Here is a 14539-nt window from a genome sequence, read left to right as displayed (position 1 = left end):
ACGACGCCGGCCAGCCCCGGTCCGAATCCTTCGGGGGATGGCCCCATGGCCGATCGCCGCAGGCTCACCGAGCCGGCAGCCTGCTGCCCGAGTTCTTACTTGACGCAAACGGCGCGCACGTGCTTGAGGTCGGTCATCCCGGAGAGGACTTTTTCGATGCCGTCCATCTTGAGCGTGCGCATGCCCTCGCCCAGCGCAGTGACCAGGATGTCTGAGGCTCGCGCGCGCTCCTGGATCTGGCGCTTGAGCAGGTCGCTCCCGACGAGCAATTCGTGCAATCCGACGCGCCCGGAGTAGCCGGTATGAGCGCACGCTTCGCAGCCCCGGGGGCGATGGAGGGTGAACACACCCTGCCTTGCGAACTGGGCAAGCCACTCGCCATGCACGCGCTCACTGGCAGCGGCGGGATCGGCCTGCCAGGCGGTCGTCTGCTTCAGTTCGCCGCAGTACTCGTCGAGAAGAAGCCGGATTTCCTCTGCAGCCGGCTGATAAGCCTGCCGGCACGATGGGCATAGCCGCTTGGCCAGCCTCTGCGCGAGAATGCCGAGCAGCGCGTCGGCAAAGTTGAAGGGATCCATCCCCATGTCGAGCAGGCGATTGATCGATTCAGGCGCGCTGTTGGTGTGCAGCGTGGCGAAAACCAGGTGGCCGGTCAACGAGGCCTCGATGCCAATCGACACCGTCTCGCGGTCGCGCATTTCGCCGACCATGATCACATCCGGGTCGGCCCGCAGAAAGGCGCGCATGACCGTCGCAAAGTCGAGGCCCGCCTTCTTGTTGACCTGCACCTGCCGCAGGCCCTTCTGGGTAATCTCGACGGGATCCTCGGCGGTCCAGATCTTTGTCTCGGGCCGGTTCAGGTAACTCAGGATTGAGTGCAGGGTCGTCGTTTTGCCCGAACCCGTTGGACCGCAGACGAAGAAAAGGCCGTAGGGTCGGCTGAGCAGAGCCTTCAGCCGCTCGAGGTTGACCGCGCTCACTCCGAGCTGGTCGATCGGGATCGGCTCACCGGCTGCGAGGATGCGCAAAACGACGTCCTCGAGACCGCCGGCCGTCGGCAGCGTCGCGACGCGCAGCTCGATGTCCAGAGGGCCCCATCGCCTGAAGCGAATCTTCCCGTCCTGCGGCCGCCGCTTCTCCGAGATGTCCAGGTCGGCCATGATCTTGAGTCGCGCGATCAAAGCGTTGCGGTACGCCGCCGGGACTTCGATGTACGGGGCCAGAGACCCATCCCGACGAAAGCGGATCAGCGTCTTCTCGGCGCCGGGCCTCGGTTCGATGTGGATGTCGGAAGCCCCCGACTGGCACGCATCGACAATGATCTTGTTGACCAGGCGAACGAGTTCGTTGTCCGCCGCCGCACTGAGCACTTCGGCACCGCTGCCCGCTGCCACGTCACCCGAATCGTGTTCGTCGAGCACGGAGAGCATGTTGCCGATCGAGTCGAGTTCGGAACCGGCGCCGAAGAATTGCGCGACCAGTTGCTCGAATTCGCGGCGCGTGGTCACCCGGAAGGCAATCCGGCTTTTCGGGAAGATGTTCTGGGCCGTGCGCGAGCTTCGGATCCGCTCGGGGTCGATGGCCACGACGATGACCCCCGCGGGAGATTCCTCGACGGGCAGCCAGTGATTCGCCTCAGCATAATCGCGCTTGAGGTTCTTCAGAAGATCCATCGGCCGTGCGCGACCCGGCCGGAACGGTTCGTAGGGAACGCCGAAGAAACGGGACAGCGCGTTGCCGATGGACGCCAGCGGCACCTGGAATTCACCGACCAGGATGTCCTCGATGTCGGCGCCCTTGCGGCGCGCGGCCCGTTGCGCCAGGTCGAGTTCGGCAGCCGAGATCACCGCCCCACTGACCAGCGCATCGTACTTCGTCTTGAGCACCGGAGGAACCTTCTGGCGCTGGGCGAAGGCCACGGCCAGCGTCTGCGCCAGCGCCTGGATGCCCTCCTCGGCAAGCGCCGGAAAAGGAGTGTCCGAGCGATTGTTGATCAGCTGTACGACCCCCGTCAGTTCAGCGGTCTGGGCGTTGACGATCGGGGCAGCGAGCATCTGCTTCGAACGATAACCGGTGCGCTGGTCGACGTCCTTGAGGAAACGGAGACGCGGACTGAAGCTGGCCAGTTCACGATCGTCGTAGACATCCCGGATGTTGATCACCTTGCCGGAGATGGCCACGTGGCCAGCGACGCTCTGCTCGGAAATCGGCAGCCGGATGTCGCGGTACGACGTCAGCCCGGTCTTGAGCTTGGAAACGATATGCTGACGGTCGTCACTGACCAGGTAAATGGTCAGGCGATCGCAGTGAAACAGCTCGCAGATGTCCTCCGACATCTCGACGACGATCTCGTCGATGTTGTCTGCAGCGTGAATCCTGTTGGTAACTCGTTGAAGGTTTCTGAAGAAGCTGAGGCGCCGGCTCATGTCGCCCAGGTTGCTGTCGATCGGCCAAATGCTTTCCATCACGCTGGCCACCGGCTCACAAATCGAAGCTCTGACCGTGGCGCAGCATCTTTGGCCGATACCTGCTCGCGCAACTCTCGATTTCGGACATCGTCAGCTCGATCTGCCCTGGCTTCAGGTGGCTGATGTAGATTTCCGCATCGACCTTCAACTGTTTCAGCTCGGCGGCCAGCATGCTCGGGCACAGGTGCCTGGAAACCTCGGCAAGCCGCCTTCCACGGTTCGGGAAGGCCGTTTCGATGAGCAGATATCGGAGGTTGGCGATGCGATTGACGATCGGCCAGAACGCCGGATTGATCGTCGTATCCCCCGTGAAAACCAGGCTCGCTGCACCCGAGTCGAGCTGATAGCCTACCGCAGGCACGGTGTGCTCGGCTGGAAGGGCGGTGATCGTCCTCGAACCGAGGCGCAGTGGCTGGCCGACGCTGACCTCCCGATACTGCATCGCTGGCCGCTCGAAGCTCGGAATCACCGTGAAATCCGGCCAGATCACCCAGTTGAAGATGTGCTTGCCGATGCTCGTCAGTGTCGCAGCCGTCGCGTGGAGGGTGATCGGCGTATCGCGCAGATCGCTGACCGAGTCGACCAGCAGCGGAAGCGCGGCGAGATGATCGAGGTGCGCGTGGGTCAGGAAGATGTGGTCGATGCGCGCCAGGTCAGCGAGCACGAGGTCGGCGACCCCCGTGCCCGCATCGATCAGGATGTCATCGTCGACGAGCAGCGACGTCGTCCGCAAATCCCGGCCGCCGATTCCGCCGCTGCAGCCCAGCACCCTGAGTCTCATAGTCGCTCCGGCCGTACCGTACTTTCCCTGGACCTTTACGCAGACACCGGAGCATCGAGGACCTTCTGCTCCCGGCGAGTCGAGAAAGGACGGGCCGTCAGTTGTTGAAGAAGAACTCCATTTTCACGCCGGCAATCTCGATCAGGTCGTGGTTCTCGAGACGACGTGGGCGGACATCGACCGCCTGGCCATTGAGCAGCGGAAACTCGCCTCCCTCGACATGGGTGAGGAAATAGCCCTGTGGCTTCCGGGCGATCACGGCGACCTGCCCGGGCTTGCCGAGCGTCGTCAGCGTCTTGGTCAGCTTCAACTGGTGACCTGCATTGGCGCCACTGAGCAGTCGAATGGTCGCTGCAGGCAACGTCGTCCCGCCCGCCTGCCCGCCTTGCGCTGGCGCGGGACGACCTGTGACCCCCGCCGAGAAGCCGATCGACGTCGTCTGCCAAAGATCGTCGGTACTCTCGCTCGAACCGGTGATGTACTTCATTCTGTACTTGCCCAACTCGATGACATCGCCGTCCTTGAGGAAGTGCTTCCTGATCGGCTGGCCGTTGACCAGAGTCCCGTTGGTGCTGTTCAGGTCTTCTAGGAAGGAATCGTTGAGAATCGTGACCACCACGGCGTGCTCGCCGCTGATCGCCATGTTGTCGATCTGGATATCGTTGTGCGCCTTGCGCCCGATGCTCAGCCGCTCCTTGACCAGCGGTATTTCCTTGAGAACCAGACCATCCATGCTCAGTACAAGTTTTGCCATCGTCTTTCTCTTCCTCAACCCATCCACGACCAGAGCCTGGACCATGCCCCTCTGACCGCAGGAAACGCCCGCAACACCTTGACGACAACCACCGAGACATTATCCGCCCCGCCATTGTCGTTGGCCATCTGGATCAGCTGACTCGCCGACCGCTCGAGGTTGGCTCCGCACATCTCGAGTGCGTGCTGAATCTCCCCTTCATCGACCATATCGTAAAGCCCGTCCGAACACAGCAGATAGATGTCCCCCGGGCGCACCGGATAAACGTGGATTTCCGCTTCAACATCGGCATCGACGCCAACGGCTCGGGTCACCAGGTTGCGATCAAGCGAATGGCGCGCCTCCTCAGCGGAAATCAATCCATTGTCGATCTGCTCCTGGAGATACGAATGATCGCGGGTCATGGCGATGAGTTTCTCGCCGCGAAGCCGATACAGCCGTGAATCGCCGACATGCGCGACGACGACATGGTCGTCGCAGAAGACGACCGCGACGAGCGTCGTGCCCATCCCCCCCAGACTCGCCTGAGCCTCGGCAGCCCGATGGATCGTCGAATTGACCTCACGAATCTGTTCGGCGAGGCAGCGGCGGGCAAACGGTTGCCCGTTCCAGGGATCGATCTCGTGCGCCGCGGTTCTCCTGAAAGCCGCCTCGAGGCCGCTCGACAGCAGACCCGTCGCCATGCTGCTGGCCACTTCGCCTGCGTTGTAGCCGCCCATGCCATCGGCAAGGATCGCCAGACCCCACTGCGCATCGGCAAAGACCGAGTCTTCGTTCTGTCTCCGTACCAGACCACTGTCGGTCCGGACCGCGATCTCCAGCGCTCCCGAAAGACCGTTCGTCACCCGCTGTCCACACCCTTCACCGGCCGACCTGCTCAGACCGACTTACCTTGGCAACCAGATCACAGCCCATAAGGCAATTCACTGCCAATGCCCTGCTCACGGGCCATCTCCTCGACGCGCACCGCGACCGCCAGGTCCTGAATGGCCATCCCCTGCGACTCGAACAGGGTAATCTCCTCCGCGTTGAGCCTTCCGGCCTGACGGCCGCACAAAACGTCGCCAATTTCGACCAGTTCCCGTACCTGAATACGGCCCTTCTCGAGCAGGGGCAGCAAGTCGCCCGCCTCGCGAAGGGCCGTCTCGACGCTGTCGACGAATACTCGCGAGCAGCGCTTCAGGACGTCTTCGCCGAGTTCCCGACGGATTAGCGAATTCGACCCCGCCGCGTTGATGTGCGTACCGGGTGCCAGCCAGTCCGCCGAGAACAGTGGAGTAGCCGACGAGGTGATCGTGCTCACGATGTCGCTACCCCGGACGACTTCTTCAGGCGAGGATGCGGGACTGACCTCGATCGCCAGCCGTTCGGACATCCGCCTGCAGAAGGCCGCCAGCGGCCCGGCGCGGCGCGCATGAACCTTGACCCGCTGCAGAGGACGCACCGCAGCGATCGCCTCGATGTGTCCCTCGGCCTGCCAACCGGCACCAAACACGCCAAGTACCGACGCATCCGGCCTCGCCAGCCAGCGCGTCGCAACCCCCGACGCAGCGCCGGTGCGCATCATTCCGAGTCGGTCGGCCTCGATCACCGCGCGCAGGGAACCGGTCGACGCCCGGTACAGGTGTACCAGGAAACGGACGCCGGAGCGATTGCTCGTGTAAGCCTTGTAGCCGATCACGTCAAGCTGCGGCAAGGCCCCCTGCAAAACGTGCAACGTCGTCTGTGGCAGGCGCGTACGCTGGCGCGGCACGTCGCAGGCATGGCCGAGCGCGAGCGCCCGATGTGCCTCCTCGACCGCGTCGAGGACCAGACGCATGCTCAGCAGCCTTGCAACGTCTTCTTCACGCAGAAACAGTGACATCGTTTCCTCATCTCGACCGTCCGGCGGAGCTCGGGAATCAGGAACAGTGACCTGCCGAACGGGGCCACATGCTGTGAGCCCGCTGGTCGACCCGACGCTCTCGCGCCGACCGCGCCAGGTGAACAAGCCAGCGATCGTGGCCGACAGGCCTGTCGCCCGATCACGGGCCCGCCCCGGCAAGCCCCTCCAAAGCCGAGACACCATTCCGGACACCCGTACGGACGCAGATTCTACCGGGAAATCACGGCGAACCGGCAGCGACGAAAAGGGGAGGCCGTGGCCTCCCCTTCCCGGGAGTGCACAGCAGTACCGACCAGTCTAGATCATCGCCTTGATCAGTTTGCCCATTTCCGACGGATCACGGGTCACCTTGAAGCCGCATTCCTCCATGATCGCCAGCTTGGCATCCGCCGTGTCGGCCCCACCGGAAATCAGCGCCCCGGCATGGCCCATCCGCTTGCCGGCCGGAGCCGTCACACCGGCGATGAAACCGACGATCGGCTTTTTCATGTTCGCCTTGCACCATAGGGCAGCCTCGGCCTCGTCAGGGCCACCGATCTCGCCAATCATGATCACCGCATCAGTTTCCGGATCGTCGTTGAACAGGCGCATGATGTCGATGTGCTTGAGTCCATTGATCGGGTCGCCACCGATGCCGACCGCCGATGACTGGCCGAGACCGATTTCGGTGAGCTGGCCCACTGCCTCATAGGTCAGCGTACCGGAACGCGAGACGACGCCGATACGCCCCTTGCGGTGGATGTGGCCCGGCATGATGCCGATCTTGACCTCTTCGGGAGTGATCAGGCCAGGGCAGTTCGGCCCAAGCAGGAGAGTCTTCTTGCCGCCGGCTGCTTCGCGCTTCTTCATCTTGTTGCGCACGATCAGCATGTCGCGAACCGGGATTCCCTCGGTGATGCAGATGACCAGGTCGAGGTCGGCTTCGACGGCTTCCCAGATCGCCGCAGCGGCGCCCGGAGGCGGCACATAGATGACCGAGACCGTCGCTCCGGTGGTCGCTGCGGCTTCCTTGACCGACGCGAAGATCGGAACGCCGAAGATGCTCTCCCCAGCCTTTTTCGGATTCACCCCAGCGACGAAGCAGTTCCTGCCGTTGGCGTACTCGAGGCATTTCTCGGTATGGAACTGGCCGGTCTTGCCGGTGATCCCCTGGGTGATGATCTTGGTGTCTTTGTTGATCAGAATCGACATGGTGGCTCCTTAACTGACCGCAGCGACGATCTTGGTGGCGGCATCCGCCATTGAATCGGCAGTGATGATCGGCAGTCCCGAATCGCTGAGGATCTTCTTGCCGATATCCTCGTTGGTCCCCTTCATGCGCACGACCAGCGGGACGGACAGATGCGTCTCGCGGGCTGCCGCGACGACGCCGGTAGCGATCGTGTCGCAGCGCATGATCCCGCCGAAAATGTTGACCAGAATGCCCTTGACCTTGGGATTCTTGAGCATGATCTTGAAAGCTTCGGTGACCTTCTCGGTCGTCGCACCGCCGCCAACGTCGAGAAAGTTGGCCGGCTCGGCGCCGAACAGCTTGATCGTATCCATCGTCGCCATGGCCAGACCCGCCCCATTGACCAGGCAGCCGATGTTGCCGTCGAGCGAGATGTACGAGAGGTCGTGCTTCGAAGCCTCGAGCTCGTCGGGGTCTTCCTCGTCCAGATCACGGAAGGCCACGATCTCGGGCTGGCGATACAGGGCATTCGAATCGAAGTTGAACTTGGCGTCGAGGGCCTTGATGTTGCCATTGCCCTCAAGAATCAGCGGATTGATTTCGGCGAGCGAGGCATCGGTCTCCATGTAGCACCGGTATAGCCCCTTGAAGGTCGCGATGGCCCGGTCGACCGATCCGGCGGGAACGCCGATGCCGTTGGCCAGCTGCGCCGCCTGCTCGTCGGTCAACCCTTCCTCGGGGTCGATGAACACCTTGAGAATCTTTTCCGGAGTCTTGTGCGCGACCTCTTCGATATCCATTCCGCCTTCCGAAGAAGCCATCATCGCCACCTTCTGGCTCGCCCGATCGGTCAGCGCCGCAACATAGTACTCCTTCCGGATGTCTGCGCCCTCTTCGACGAGGAGCCGGCGGACCTTTTGCCCTTCCGGCCCGGTCTGGTGCGTGACCAGCTGCATGCCGAGAATCTGTTCGGCATACTTGCGCACTTCATCGAGCGACTTGGCCACCTTCACTCCGCCGCCCTTGCCACGACCACCGGCGTGGATCTGGGCCTTGACCACCCAGACGCTGCCACCCAGGGTTTCGGCTGCCTTCACCGCGTCGGCGACGGTTGGACAGAACACGCCTCGCGGCACGACGACGCCGAATTTCCTGAGCAGTTCCTTGCCCTGATATTCGTGAATTTTCATGCGTTTTCCTTGCTCGAGTTGAGGTTGCGAAAGGTAATCGACCTGGGGCAGGAGGGCCTACCCAGGCTTCTGGCTGCGGTACCAGCGCGGGTAGTAGCGCCGTACCGCTTCCGAATGCGAGTCCAGCGCGTGGCACCGGTCGAGCTGATAGGGCTTGTGCCCGGTGTCCTGGTTGTCGCGAACTTCGCTGGCGAAGGTCTGCAGCGCTGCGGTCGGGAGGAACATCAGCAGTTCGCTGAGATGCGAGCATCCACGCGTGCTGCGAAAGAGAGTCCTGACGGCCGTCCGGAAGCCGTGGAAGAGATTCAGGCCGACGAGCTGCGCATAGTCCGGAGCGATCCGATCGCAATAGCCGGCGTAAGGCATCGCGTCGATACAGGCCACGGCGTCAACGACGTTCATCTGGCCGTCGATCGTCACCCGCACCCACATGTCGTGAACCGCTTCTCCCCGGCGCCGCAGGCCCGAGGACAGATGGTAATCGTGATCCTTGCTGTCGGTCAGGCGAGCTTCGATGTCATAGCGACCGTCGCTTCGCCGGTAGCCGCCAAGCTGAACGCTGCGGACGTGCAGACGGGTGCGTTCAGCAGTGGGCGGTGGGAGCGGCATCGCGGATCCTGGGGAGCTCGGCGAGCGTGCGAAAGCCTCGCGGCCGGTGAGAAATTCTACTACAGAACGCGGGCCACCTCCCTGGAAAATTCATAATTACGAGCCCGGTTTCGGTCACCAGGGCAGGTTGGCCCGGAACGTCCGAAGCGCCTGGTCGGAATGGAAAGAAAGCAGGCCGGGCGACGCCCAGGACGTCCTCCGCAGCTTGATCGGCGACCCGATTTGCGTGAATATGGACTGTCAGGCTGAAGTGGGCGAGTGAGCGTCCGATTCCCGGAGGTGGCTTGATGTACAGACACATTCTGGTTCCCAGCGACGGCTCCGAGCTGTCCATGGCAGCTGCGCGCGCCGCGGTCGCCCTGGCCAGGGACACCGGTGCGCGGATCACCGCTTTCCATGTCAAGCCACCCTACCCGGAAAGCTTCTACGACGATGGCGCGCCTTCGGGACCGGCCAAACCCGAAAGGTTTGCCGGGCTCGTCGACCGGCACGCGAAGCGGATACTCGATTCCGTCCTCGACCTGTGCCGGAAGGCGGGGGTTCCGGCAGACAGTCGCACGGCGACCAGCGACGCGCCGTACCAGGCGATCATTGACGCGGCGAACAAGGCTGGCTGCGATCTGATCTTCATGGCCTCCCACGGGCGCAGCGGGGTCAAGGCGCTGTTCCTGGGCAGCGAGACCTACAAGGTGCTGTCTTCATCGAAGATCCCCGTTCTCGTTTATCGCTGAATGCGGATCTCGCTCCACGCCGAGCGACGACGGGTGCGCGCGAACTGCCCCGAGCAAATGCATTTCGCAGCCTCCACGCACGACTGCTGCGCCGGCGAACTGACGAACCGGACACGACGCAGGCTAGGCAAGCCGCTGGCAAGCTGCTAGGCTCAAAGGGAAGCACGGGCAAGTTGCCCGACGAATCGGCGGACGACGAAACGGCAGGCCGTCACGGGTCCGTTCGCCTGACAAACTGGGATACGACCATGCCTCGGTCAACCGGCTCGTCCGGATTCCTTTTTGCGCGATGCGGCGCAGCACTGGGGATTCTCCTCCTCGTTGGCTGCGGGCCGCCTGATCCTTCGCCGGTGGTGCCGGCGAGGGAGATGCGCAACTTCACCGGCAACTGGACGGCAACGGGCAGCAGGCAGGTCCTCGGTCTGGAGAACGGACGTGAGGCGGGAATCTTCGCCTTGAGTGGCGCCCTGATGCTCAGCGGAAAGCAGCGGCTCGACATCGGCTTCCGCGCCGAGGCGATCGGTTTCACTGACAGCGCCAGCGGCCTCGAGGCGCGCAGCGTATGGACCGACGAACGGGGTGACAAGGTGTTCAGCGAATTGCACGGAGAACACGTCGGCGCCGGGAAGGCGATCGAAGGAAGGTTCACCGGCGGAACGGGCCGCTGGACCGGAATCAGCGGCGGCTACAGCTTCAAGTGGAAGCGTATCGATGACGGGGAATCCGGAGAGGTCGTCGGCAGGGTCGTCGGCCTCAATGGCTGGGCGCAGTTGCCTGAACCCGACGCGACGAAAGACGCCGCAGCAGGCGGCAGTCGGGAAAATCCGCGATGAGCGCAGCGACCCCCTGGTGGAAAAGGCACGCGCGGCTGCTGGGCATCGTCGTCTTCTTTCTCGGCCTGTGGTTCCTCCCCGTTCCCGAGGGTCTGACCCGCGAGGCCTGGCATCTTTTCGCCGTCTTCGCGGCGGCGATCGCCGCTGTCGTCGTCAATGCCTTGCCGCTGCTGACCGCAGCGCTGCTCGCTGCGGCAATCGTAGTCCTGACCTACACGCTGACTCCGGCCAAAGCTTTCGCCGCATTCGCCAATCCGACTGTCCTGCTCGTCGTCGTCGCGTTCCTCGTCGCGCAGGCGGTGGTCAAGTGCGGACTCGGCAGGCGGATCAGTCTGCAGGTCGTATCGATATTTGGCGGGTCCACCCTGGGTCTGGCGTACAGCATCTTCATCACCGATACGCTGATCGCTCCGGGGTTCCCCAGCAACACCGCGCGCGGAGGTGTGCTGTTCCCGGTCATTCTGGGCCTCGCACAGGGAGGCGGGTCGATGCCCGAGGAAGAAAGCACACGACGGCTCGGCGGCTACCTGATGTTCTGTGGAATGGCCAGCCTGGCCATCACCTCGGCGCTGTGGTTGACCGCCACATCAGGCAATCCGGTCGCGGTGTCGATCGCCGCCGAATACGGCCTGAAGATCACCTTCGGCTCGTGGCTGCTCGTCTCGTCGATTCCCGCGCTGCTGACCATCGCGCTTCTGCCGTTGCTCCTCTACCGCCTTTTCCCACCGGGAGTGACGGACACTCCGGAAGCACCCGAAGCGGCGCGCCGACAGTTGCACACGATGGGACCGATGTCTCGCCACGAGTGGATCACCGCGGCCACCTTCGTCAGCATGATCGTCGCGTGGATTCTCGCTGCGCCGTTCAACATCAACCCGACGGCGATCGCCATCGCTGGATTCGCGGTCGCCCTCGTCACCGGCGTGCTGACCCTGAACGACATCCACGAGCAGGGGGGTACGCTGGTCACCTTCATCTGGCTTGCCGTCCTCTTCGGCCTGAGCGCACAGCTCAACGAACTGGGGTTCATGAGCTACGTGGGCGAACGCCTGGCCTCGGCGTTCAGCGAAGTTTCCTGGCCGGTCGCGTATGTCTCGCTACTCGGCATCTACATCCTGTTCCACTACCTGTTCGTCAGCCAGGGAGCACACATCCTCGCGCTGCTTGGGGTCTTTCTCGACGTCGGCGTGAAGACCGGCGTTCCAACGCAGCTGATGGCCTTTGCGCTGATGTTCGCCAGCAGCTATTTCTCGACGATCACGCCACAGGGCGGCAGCCAGAACATCATCTTCGTCGCCGCCGGTTATCTCACGCAGGGCGAACTGTACCGGCTCGGTCTGCTGACGACCCTGTTCGCCGCGCTGATCTTTCTCGTCGTCGGCACACCGTGGATCCTCTGGATCGGCTGAACGGTCGCGGCTGGCCCACGAACTCCAGCCCAGCGAACCAGCCCGCACATGCCGGCGTACGAGAGACCGACCACGGTAGCGTGCGCCATTCCCCACGACACCTGGCCTCGGCCGTCTCCCGACGATTCGGCAGTTCGACTCGTCGGCCGGCTCGGTTCTCGCGTCGTGCGCCGCTCACCGCGAGAGTTCTCGGCGCCCTTCAGCCAACTCCGCCGATACAGAGGTACTTGATCTCGAGATAGTCTTCGATACCGTACTTCGAACCCTCGCGCCCGAGGCCGGAAGACTTCATGCCGCCAAACGGGGCAACCTCGGTCGAGATCAGTCCGGTATTGATGCCGACGATGCCGTACTCGAGAGCGGCGGACACGCGAAAGCTGCGCGCCAGATTCGCCGTATAGAAGTACGCAGCCAGGCCATACTCGGTATCGTTGGCCAAGGCCACTGCCTCGGCCTCGGTCGCGAAACGGAACACCGGGGCGACGGGCCCGAATACCTCCTCGCGGGCAATGCGCATCTGTGGCGTCACACCCGCCAGGATCGTCGGCTCGTAAAAGGTGCCGCCCAGGCCGTGGCGCCGGCCACCGCAAACCAGTCGTGCGCCCGCGGCGCGGGCGTCTTCGACCAGTTCCTCGACCTTGGCCAGGGCAGCGACGTCGATCAGCGGTCCCTGACTGACGCCTTCCTCGGCACCATTTCCGACACGCAGCCCGGCGACGGCCGTGGCCAGCCGTTCGACGAACGCGTCATGGATTCCCTGCTGAACGAGAAGCCGGTTGGCGCAGACACAGGTCTGGCCAGAGTTGCGGTACTTCGAGGCCATCGCGCCCTGCACCGCGGCGTCGAGGTCGGCATCGTCGAAAACGATGAACGGCGCGTTCCCGCCGAGTTCGAGCGACAGCTTCTTGATCGACGGTGCGCACTGCTGCATGAGGATTCGGCCGACTTCGGTAGACCCCGTGAAACTGAGCTTGCGCACGACAGGATTGGCGCAAAGCTCCCGACCAATGGCCACCGGGTCTCCGGTGACCACGTTGAACACCCCCCCGGGAACCCCCGCGCGGGCCGCGAGCTCGGCAAGCGCGAGGGCCGATAGCGGCGTCGCCTCCGCCGGCTTGAGGACGACCGTACAGCCAGCCGCCAGCGCCGGGCCAACCTTGCGCGTGATCATCGCCGCCGGAAAGTTCCAAGGGGTAATCGCCGCACAGACGCCAATCGGTTCCTTCACCACCAGCACTCGCTTGTCGGCCTGATGCGGCGGAATCACGTCCCCATAGGTACGCTTGCCCTCTTCGGCGAACCACTCGATGAACGACGCCGCGTAGGCGATCTCGCCGCGTGACTCGGCGAGCGGCTTGCCCTGCTCCGCAGTCATCAGTCGCGCCAGATCCTCCTGATTCCCGAGGATCAGCTCGTACCAGCGCCGGAGAATCCGCGCCCGATCTCCGGCGGTCCTCGCGCGCCAGCCCGACTGACCTAGCCGCGCCGCTTCGATTGCCCGCCGCGTCTCGGCTGCGCCCGCGTCGGGAACGGCGGCGAGTTGTTCACCGGTCGCCGGGTTGACGACCGCGAAGGTTTTCGCACCGTCGGCACCGACCCATTGCCCATCGATGTAGCACAACTGCTTCAGCAGCGACTTGTCGGAAAGGTCCATTGGCTTGTCTCCCTGGCACGTGGTCCATCGGCGCGCCTCCCCGCGGGTTGCCGTAGGCGGCTTTCCGCGGACAGCGCGTCAGAGTCCACTCTACTCGCCTTGGCACCGCCTGCCGCAAACAGCCATCCTGAACATTGGGCGGTTTGCGCGCGTTACCGAAAAAATCGTCCCGGGCGACGCCAAATCCCGCCTCCGGCAGGCCAGCGCTCGCGACCGACGGACAACCCTGCCCGCCCCGTCGTACGCCCGACCGGTGGGACGACAACCGGGCCGGCACACGATACGGCAACCGAGTGCCGATTCGCCCCGTGAGGTGGGGATCAGTGATGCAGGATCTTGGCCAGGAACTGCTGTGCCCGCTCGGAACGGGCATGCTCGAAGAACGCTTCCTTGCTGTCATCCTCGACGATCCGTCCCTGGTCCATGAAGATCACTCGATTGGCCACCCGCCTGGCGAAGCCCATCTCGTGCGTCACGCACATCATGGTCATCCCCTCCTGGGCCAGTTCGGTCATCACGTCGAGCACTTCGTTGACCATCTCGGGATCAAGAGCCGAAGTCGGCTCGTCGAAGAGCATGCAGATCGGATCCATGGCCAGCGCCCTGGCGATCGCCACGCGTTGCTGCTGTCCGCCGGAGAGCTGACCTGGGTACTTTTCGGCCTGCGCCCCCAGACCGACCCGGTCGAGCAACCTGCAACCCTTGTCGCGCGCCTGTTCCCGGGTTCGTCCGAGCACCTTCAATTGGGCGATGCACAGGTTGTCGATGATACTCATGTGCGGGAAGAGCTCGAAGTTCTGGAAGACCATCCCGACGGTCGAGCGCAGCTTCGAAAGGTTGGTCCTCGGGTCTCCGACCGATATCCCGTTGACGATGATCTCGCCGCTCTGGAAAGGCTCCAGACCATTCACGCACTTGATCAGCGTCGATTTCCCGGACCCCGAGGGACCGCAGACGACGATCACCTCGCCCTTCTGGACCTGCGTCGTGCACTCGGCAAGCACCTGAAACGTTCCGTAATGCTTGCTGACCTTGTTCATCGAAATCATCGGCA

13 protein-coding genes are annotated in these 14539 nt (G+C 63.5%); 3 read left to right on the top strand and 10 right to left on the bottom strand.

Features of this window, described 5'->3' with window-relative positions:
• Positions 1-95 precede the first annotated feature (95 nt).
• From NFW05_RS13860 to NFW05_RS13825, 8 genes are all read right to left on the bottom strand, one after another.
• Positions 96-2465, bottom strand: a complete 2370-nt coding sequence (locus tag NFW05_RS13860) for a GspE/PulE family protein (RefSeq protein ID WP_295307961.1) — start codon at positions 2463-2465, stop codon at positions 96-98.
• A gap of 16 nt (positions 2466-2481) precedes the next feature.
• The gene (locus NFW05_RS13855; RefSeq protein WP_295307958.1) at positions 2482-3249 is read right to left on the bottom strand and encodes a 3',5'-cyclic-nucleotide phosphodiesterase; all 768 of its coding nucleotides are present in this window, start codon (positions 3247-3249) and stop codon (positions 2482-2484) included.
• A 97-nt stretch (positions 3250-3346) separates the two neighbouring features.
• Positions 3347-4003, bottom strand: coding sequence for an FHA domain-containing protein (locus NFW05_RS13850; RefSeq protein WP_295307955.1), 657 nt, complete (start codon positions 4001-4003; stop codon positions 3347-3349).
• 14 nt (positions 4004-4017) lie between these two features.
• Positions 4018-4848: a Stp1/IreP family PP2C-type Ser/Thr phosphatase gene (locus NFW05_RS13845; RefSeq protein WP_295307953.1), complete on the bottom strand. Its 831-nt coding sequence runs from the start codon at positions 4846-4848 to the stop codon at positions 4018-4020.
• A gap of 59 nt (positions 4849-4907) precedes the next feature.
• Positions 4908-5867: an ornithine cyclodeaminase family protein gene (locus tag NFW05_RS13840; RefSeq protein ID WP_295307951.1), complete on the bottom strand. Its 960-nt coding sequence runs from the start codon at positions 5865-5867 to the stop codon at positions 4908-4910.
• 318 nt (positions 5868-6185) lie between these two features.
• Positions 6186-7079 carry a succinate--CoA ligase subunit alpha gene (gene sucD / locus NFW05_RS13835; protein WP_295307948.1) on the bottom strand — a complete coding sequence of 298 codons (894 nt, stop codon included), beginning with the start codon at positions 7077-7079 and terminating at the stop codon, positions 6186-6188.
• A 9-nt stretch (positions 7080-7088) separates the two neighbouring features.
• Positions 7089-8249, bottom strand: coding sequence for an ADP-forming succinate--CoA ligase subunit beta (sucC, locus tag NFW05_RS13830; protein ID WP_295307946.1), 1161 nt, complete (start codon positions 8247-8249; stop codon positions 7089-7091).
• A gap of 57 nt (positions 8250-8306) precedes the next feature.
• Positions 8307-8858 carry a DUF2889 domain-containing protein gene (locus tag NFW05_RS13825; protein WP_295307943.1) on the bottom strand — a complete coding sequence of 184 codons (552 nt, stop codon included), beginning with the start codon at positions 8856-8858 and terminating at the stop codon, positions 8307-8309.
• A 287-nt stretch (positions 8859-9145) separates the two neighbouring features.
• Here NFW05_RS13825 and NFW05_RS13820 point away from each other — a divergent pair, with 287 nt between their 5' ends.
• The 3 genes from NFW05_RS13820 (at position 9146) to NFW05_RS13810 (ending at position 11831) form a co-directional block, all read left to right on the top strand.
• Entirely contained in the window at positions 9146-9589 is a 444-nt protein-coding gene (locus NFW05_RS13820) for a universal stress protein (RefSeq protein ID WP_295307940.1), read from the top strand.
• Between the two features lie 368 nt (positions 9590-9957).
• Positions 9958-10422, top strand: a complete 465-nt coding sequence (locus tag NFW05_RS13815) for a hypothetical protein (protein ID WP_295307937.1) — start codon at positions 9958-9960, stop codon at positions 10420-10422.
• Complete coding sequence (locus NFW05_RS13810; protein WP_295307934.1) at positions 10419-11831, top strand: DASS family sodium-coupled anion symporter; 1413 nt, start codon at positions 10419-10421, stop codon at positions 11829-11831. The genes NFW05_RS13815 and NFW05_RS13810 overlap by 4 nt, the downstream gene beginning before the upstream one ends.
• Positions 11832-12030: 199 nt before the next feature.
• Here the strand turns inward: NFW05_RS13810 and NFW05_RS13805 are convergent, their stop codons facing one another.
• Both NFW05_RS13805 and NFW05_RS13800 read right to left on the bottom strand, forming a co-directional pair.
• Positions 12031-13485 (bottom strand): NAD-dependent succinate-semialdehyde dehydrogenase, encoded by a 1455-nt coding sequence (locus NFW05_RS13805; protein ID WP_295307931.1) that lies wholly within the window; start codon positions 13483-13485, stop codon positions 12031-12033.
• Between the two features lie 320 nt (positions 13486-13805).
• Positions 13806-14534, bottom strand: a complete 729-nt coding sequence (locus NFW05_RS13800; RefSeq protein WP_295307928.1) for an amino acid ABC transporter ATP-binding protein — start codon at positions 14532-14534, stop codon at positions 13806-13808.
• Positions 14535-14539: the final 5 nt, after the last annotated feature.

Source organism: Accumulibacter sp. (assembly GCF_023806625.1).
GTDB lineage: Bacteria > Pseudomonadota > Gammaproteobacteria > Burkholderiales > Rhodocyclaceae > Accumulibacter.
This window is presented reverse-complemented; position numbering and strand designations above follow the sequence as displayed.

Excerpts from the sequence above, each read along its gene's own strand:
- NFW05_RS13860 (WP_295307961.1), bottom strand. The coding sequence starts at position 2,465 with ATGGAAAGCATTTGGCCGATCGACAGCAACCTGGGCGACATGAGCCGG.
- sucD (WP_295307948.1), bottom strand. The coding sequence starts at position 7,079 with ATGTCGATTCTGATCAACAAAGACACCAAGATCATCACCCAGGGGATC.
- NFW05_RS13825 (WP_295307943.1), bottom strand. The coding sequence starts at position 8,858 with ATGCCGCTCCCACCGCCCACTGCTGAACGCACCCGTCTGCACGTCCGC.
- NFW05_RS13855 (WP_295307958.1), bottom strand. The coding sequence starts at position 3,249 with ATGAGACTCAGGGTGCTGGGCTGCAGCGGCGGAATCGGCGGCCGGGAT.
- NFW05_RS13850 (WP_295307955.1), bottom strand. The coding sequence starts at position 4,003 with ATGGCAAAACTTGTACTGAGCATGGATGGTCTGGTTCTCAAGGAAATA.
- NFW05_RS13805 (WP_295307931.1), bottom strand. The coding sequence starts at position 13,485 with ATGGACCTTTCCGACAAGTCGCTGCTGAAGCAGTTGTGCTACATCGAT.
- NFW05_RS13800 (WP_295307928.1), bottom strand. The coding sequence starts at position 14,534 with ATGATTTCGATGAACAAGGTCAGCAAGCATTACGGAACGTTTCAGGTG.
- NFW05_RS13820 (WP_295307940.1), top strand. The coding sequence starts at position 9,146 with ATGTACAGACACATTCTGGTTCCCAGCGACGGCTCCGAGCTGTCCATG.
- NFW05_RS13840 (WP_295307951.1), bottom strand. The coding sequence starts at position 5,867 with ATGTCACTGTTTCTGCGTGAAGAAGACGTTGCAAGGCTGCTGAGCATG.
- sucC (WP_295307946.1), bottom strand. The coding sequence starts at position 8,249 with ATGAAAATTCACGAATATCAGGGCAAGGAACTGCTCAGGAAATTCGGC.
- NFW05_RS13810 (WP_295307934.1), top strand. The coding sequence starts at position 10,419 with ATGAGCGCAGCGACCCCCTGGTGGAAAAGGCACGCGCGGCTGCTGGGC.
- NFW05_RS13815 (WP_295307937.1), top strand. The coding sequence starts at position 9,958 with ATGCGCAACTTCACCGGCAACTGGACGGCAACGGGCAGCAGGCAGGTC.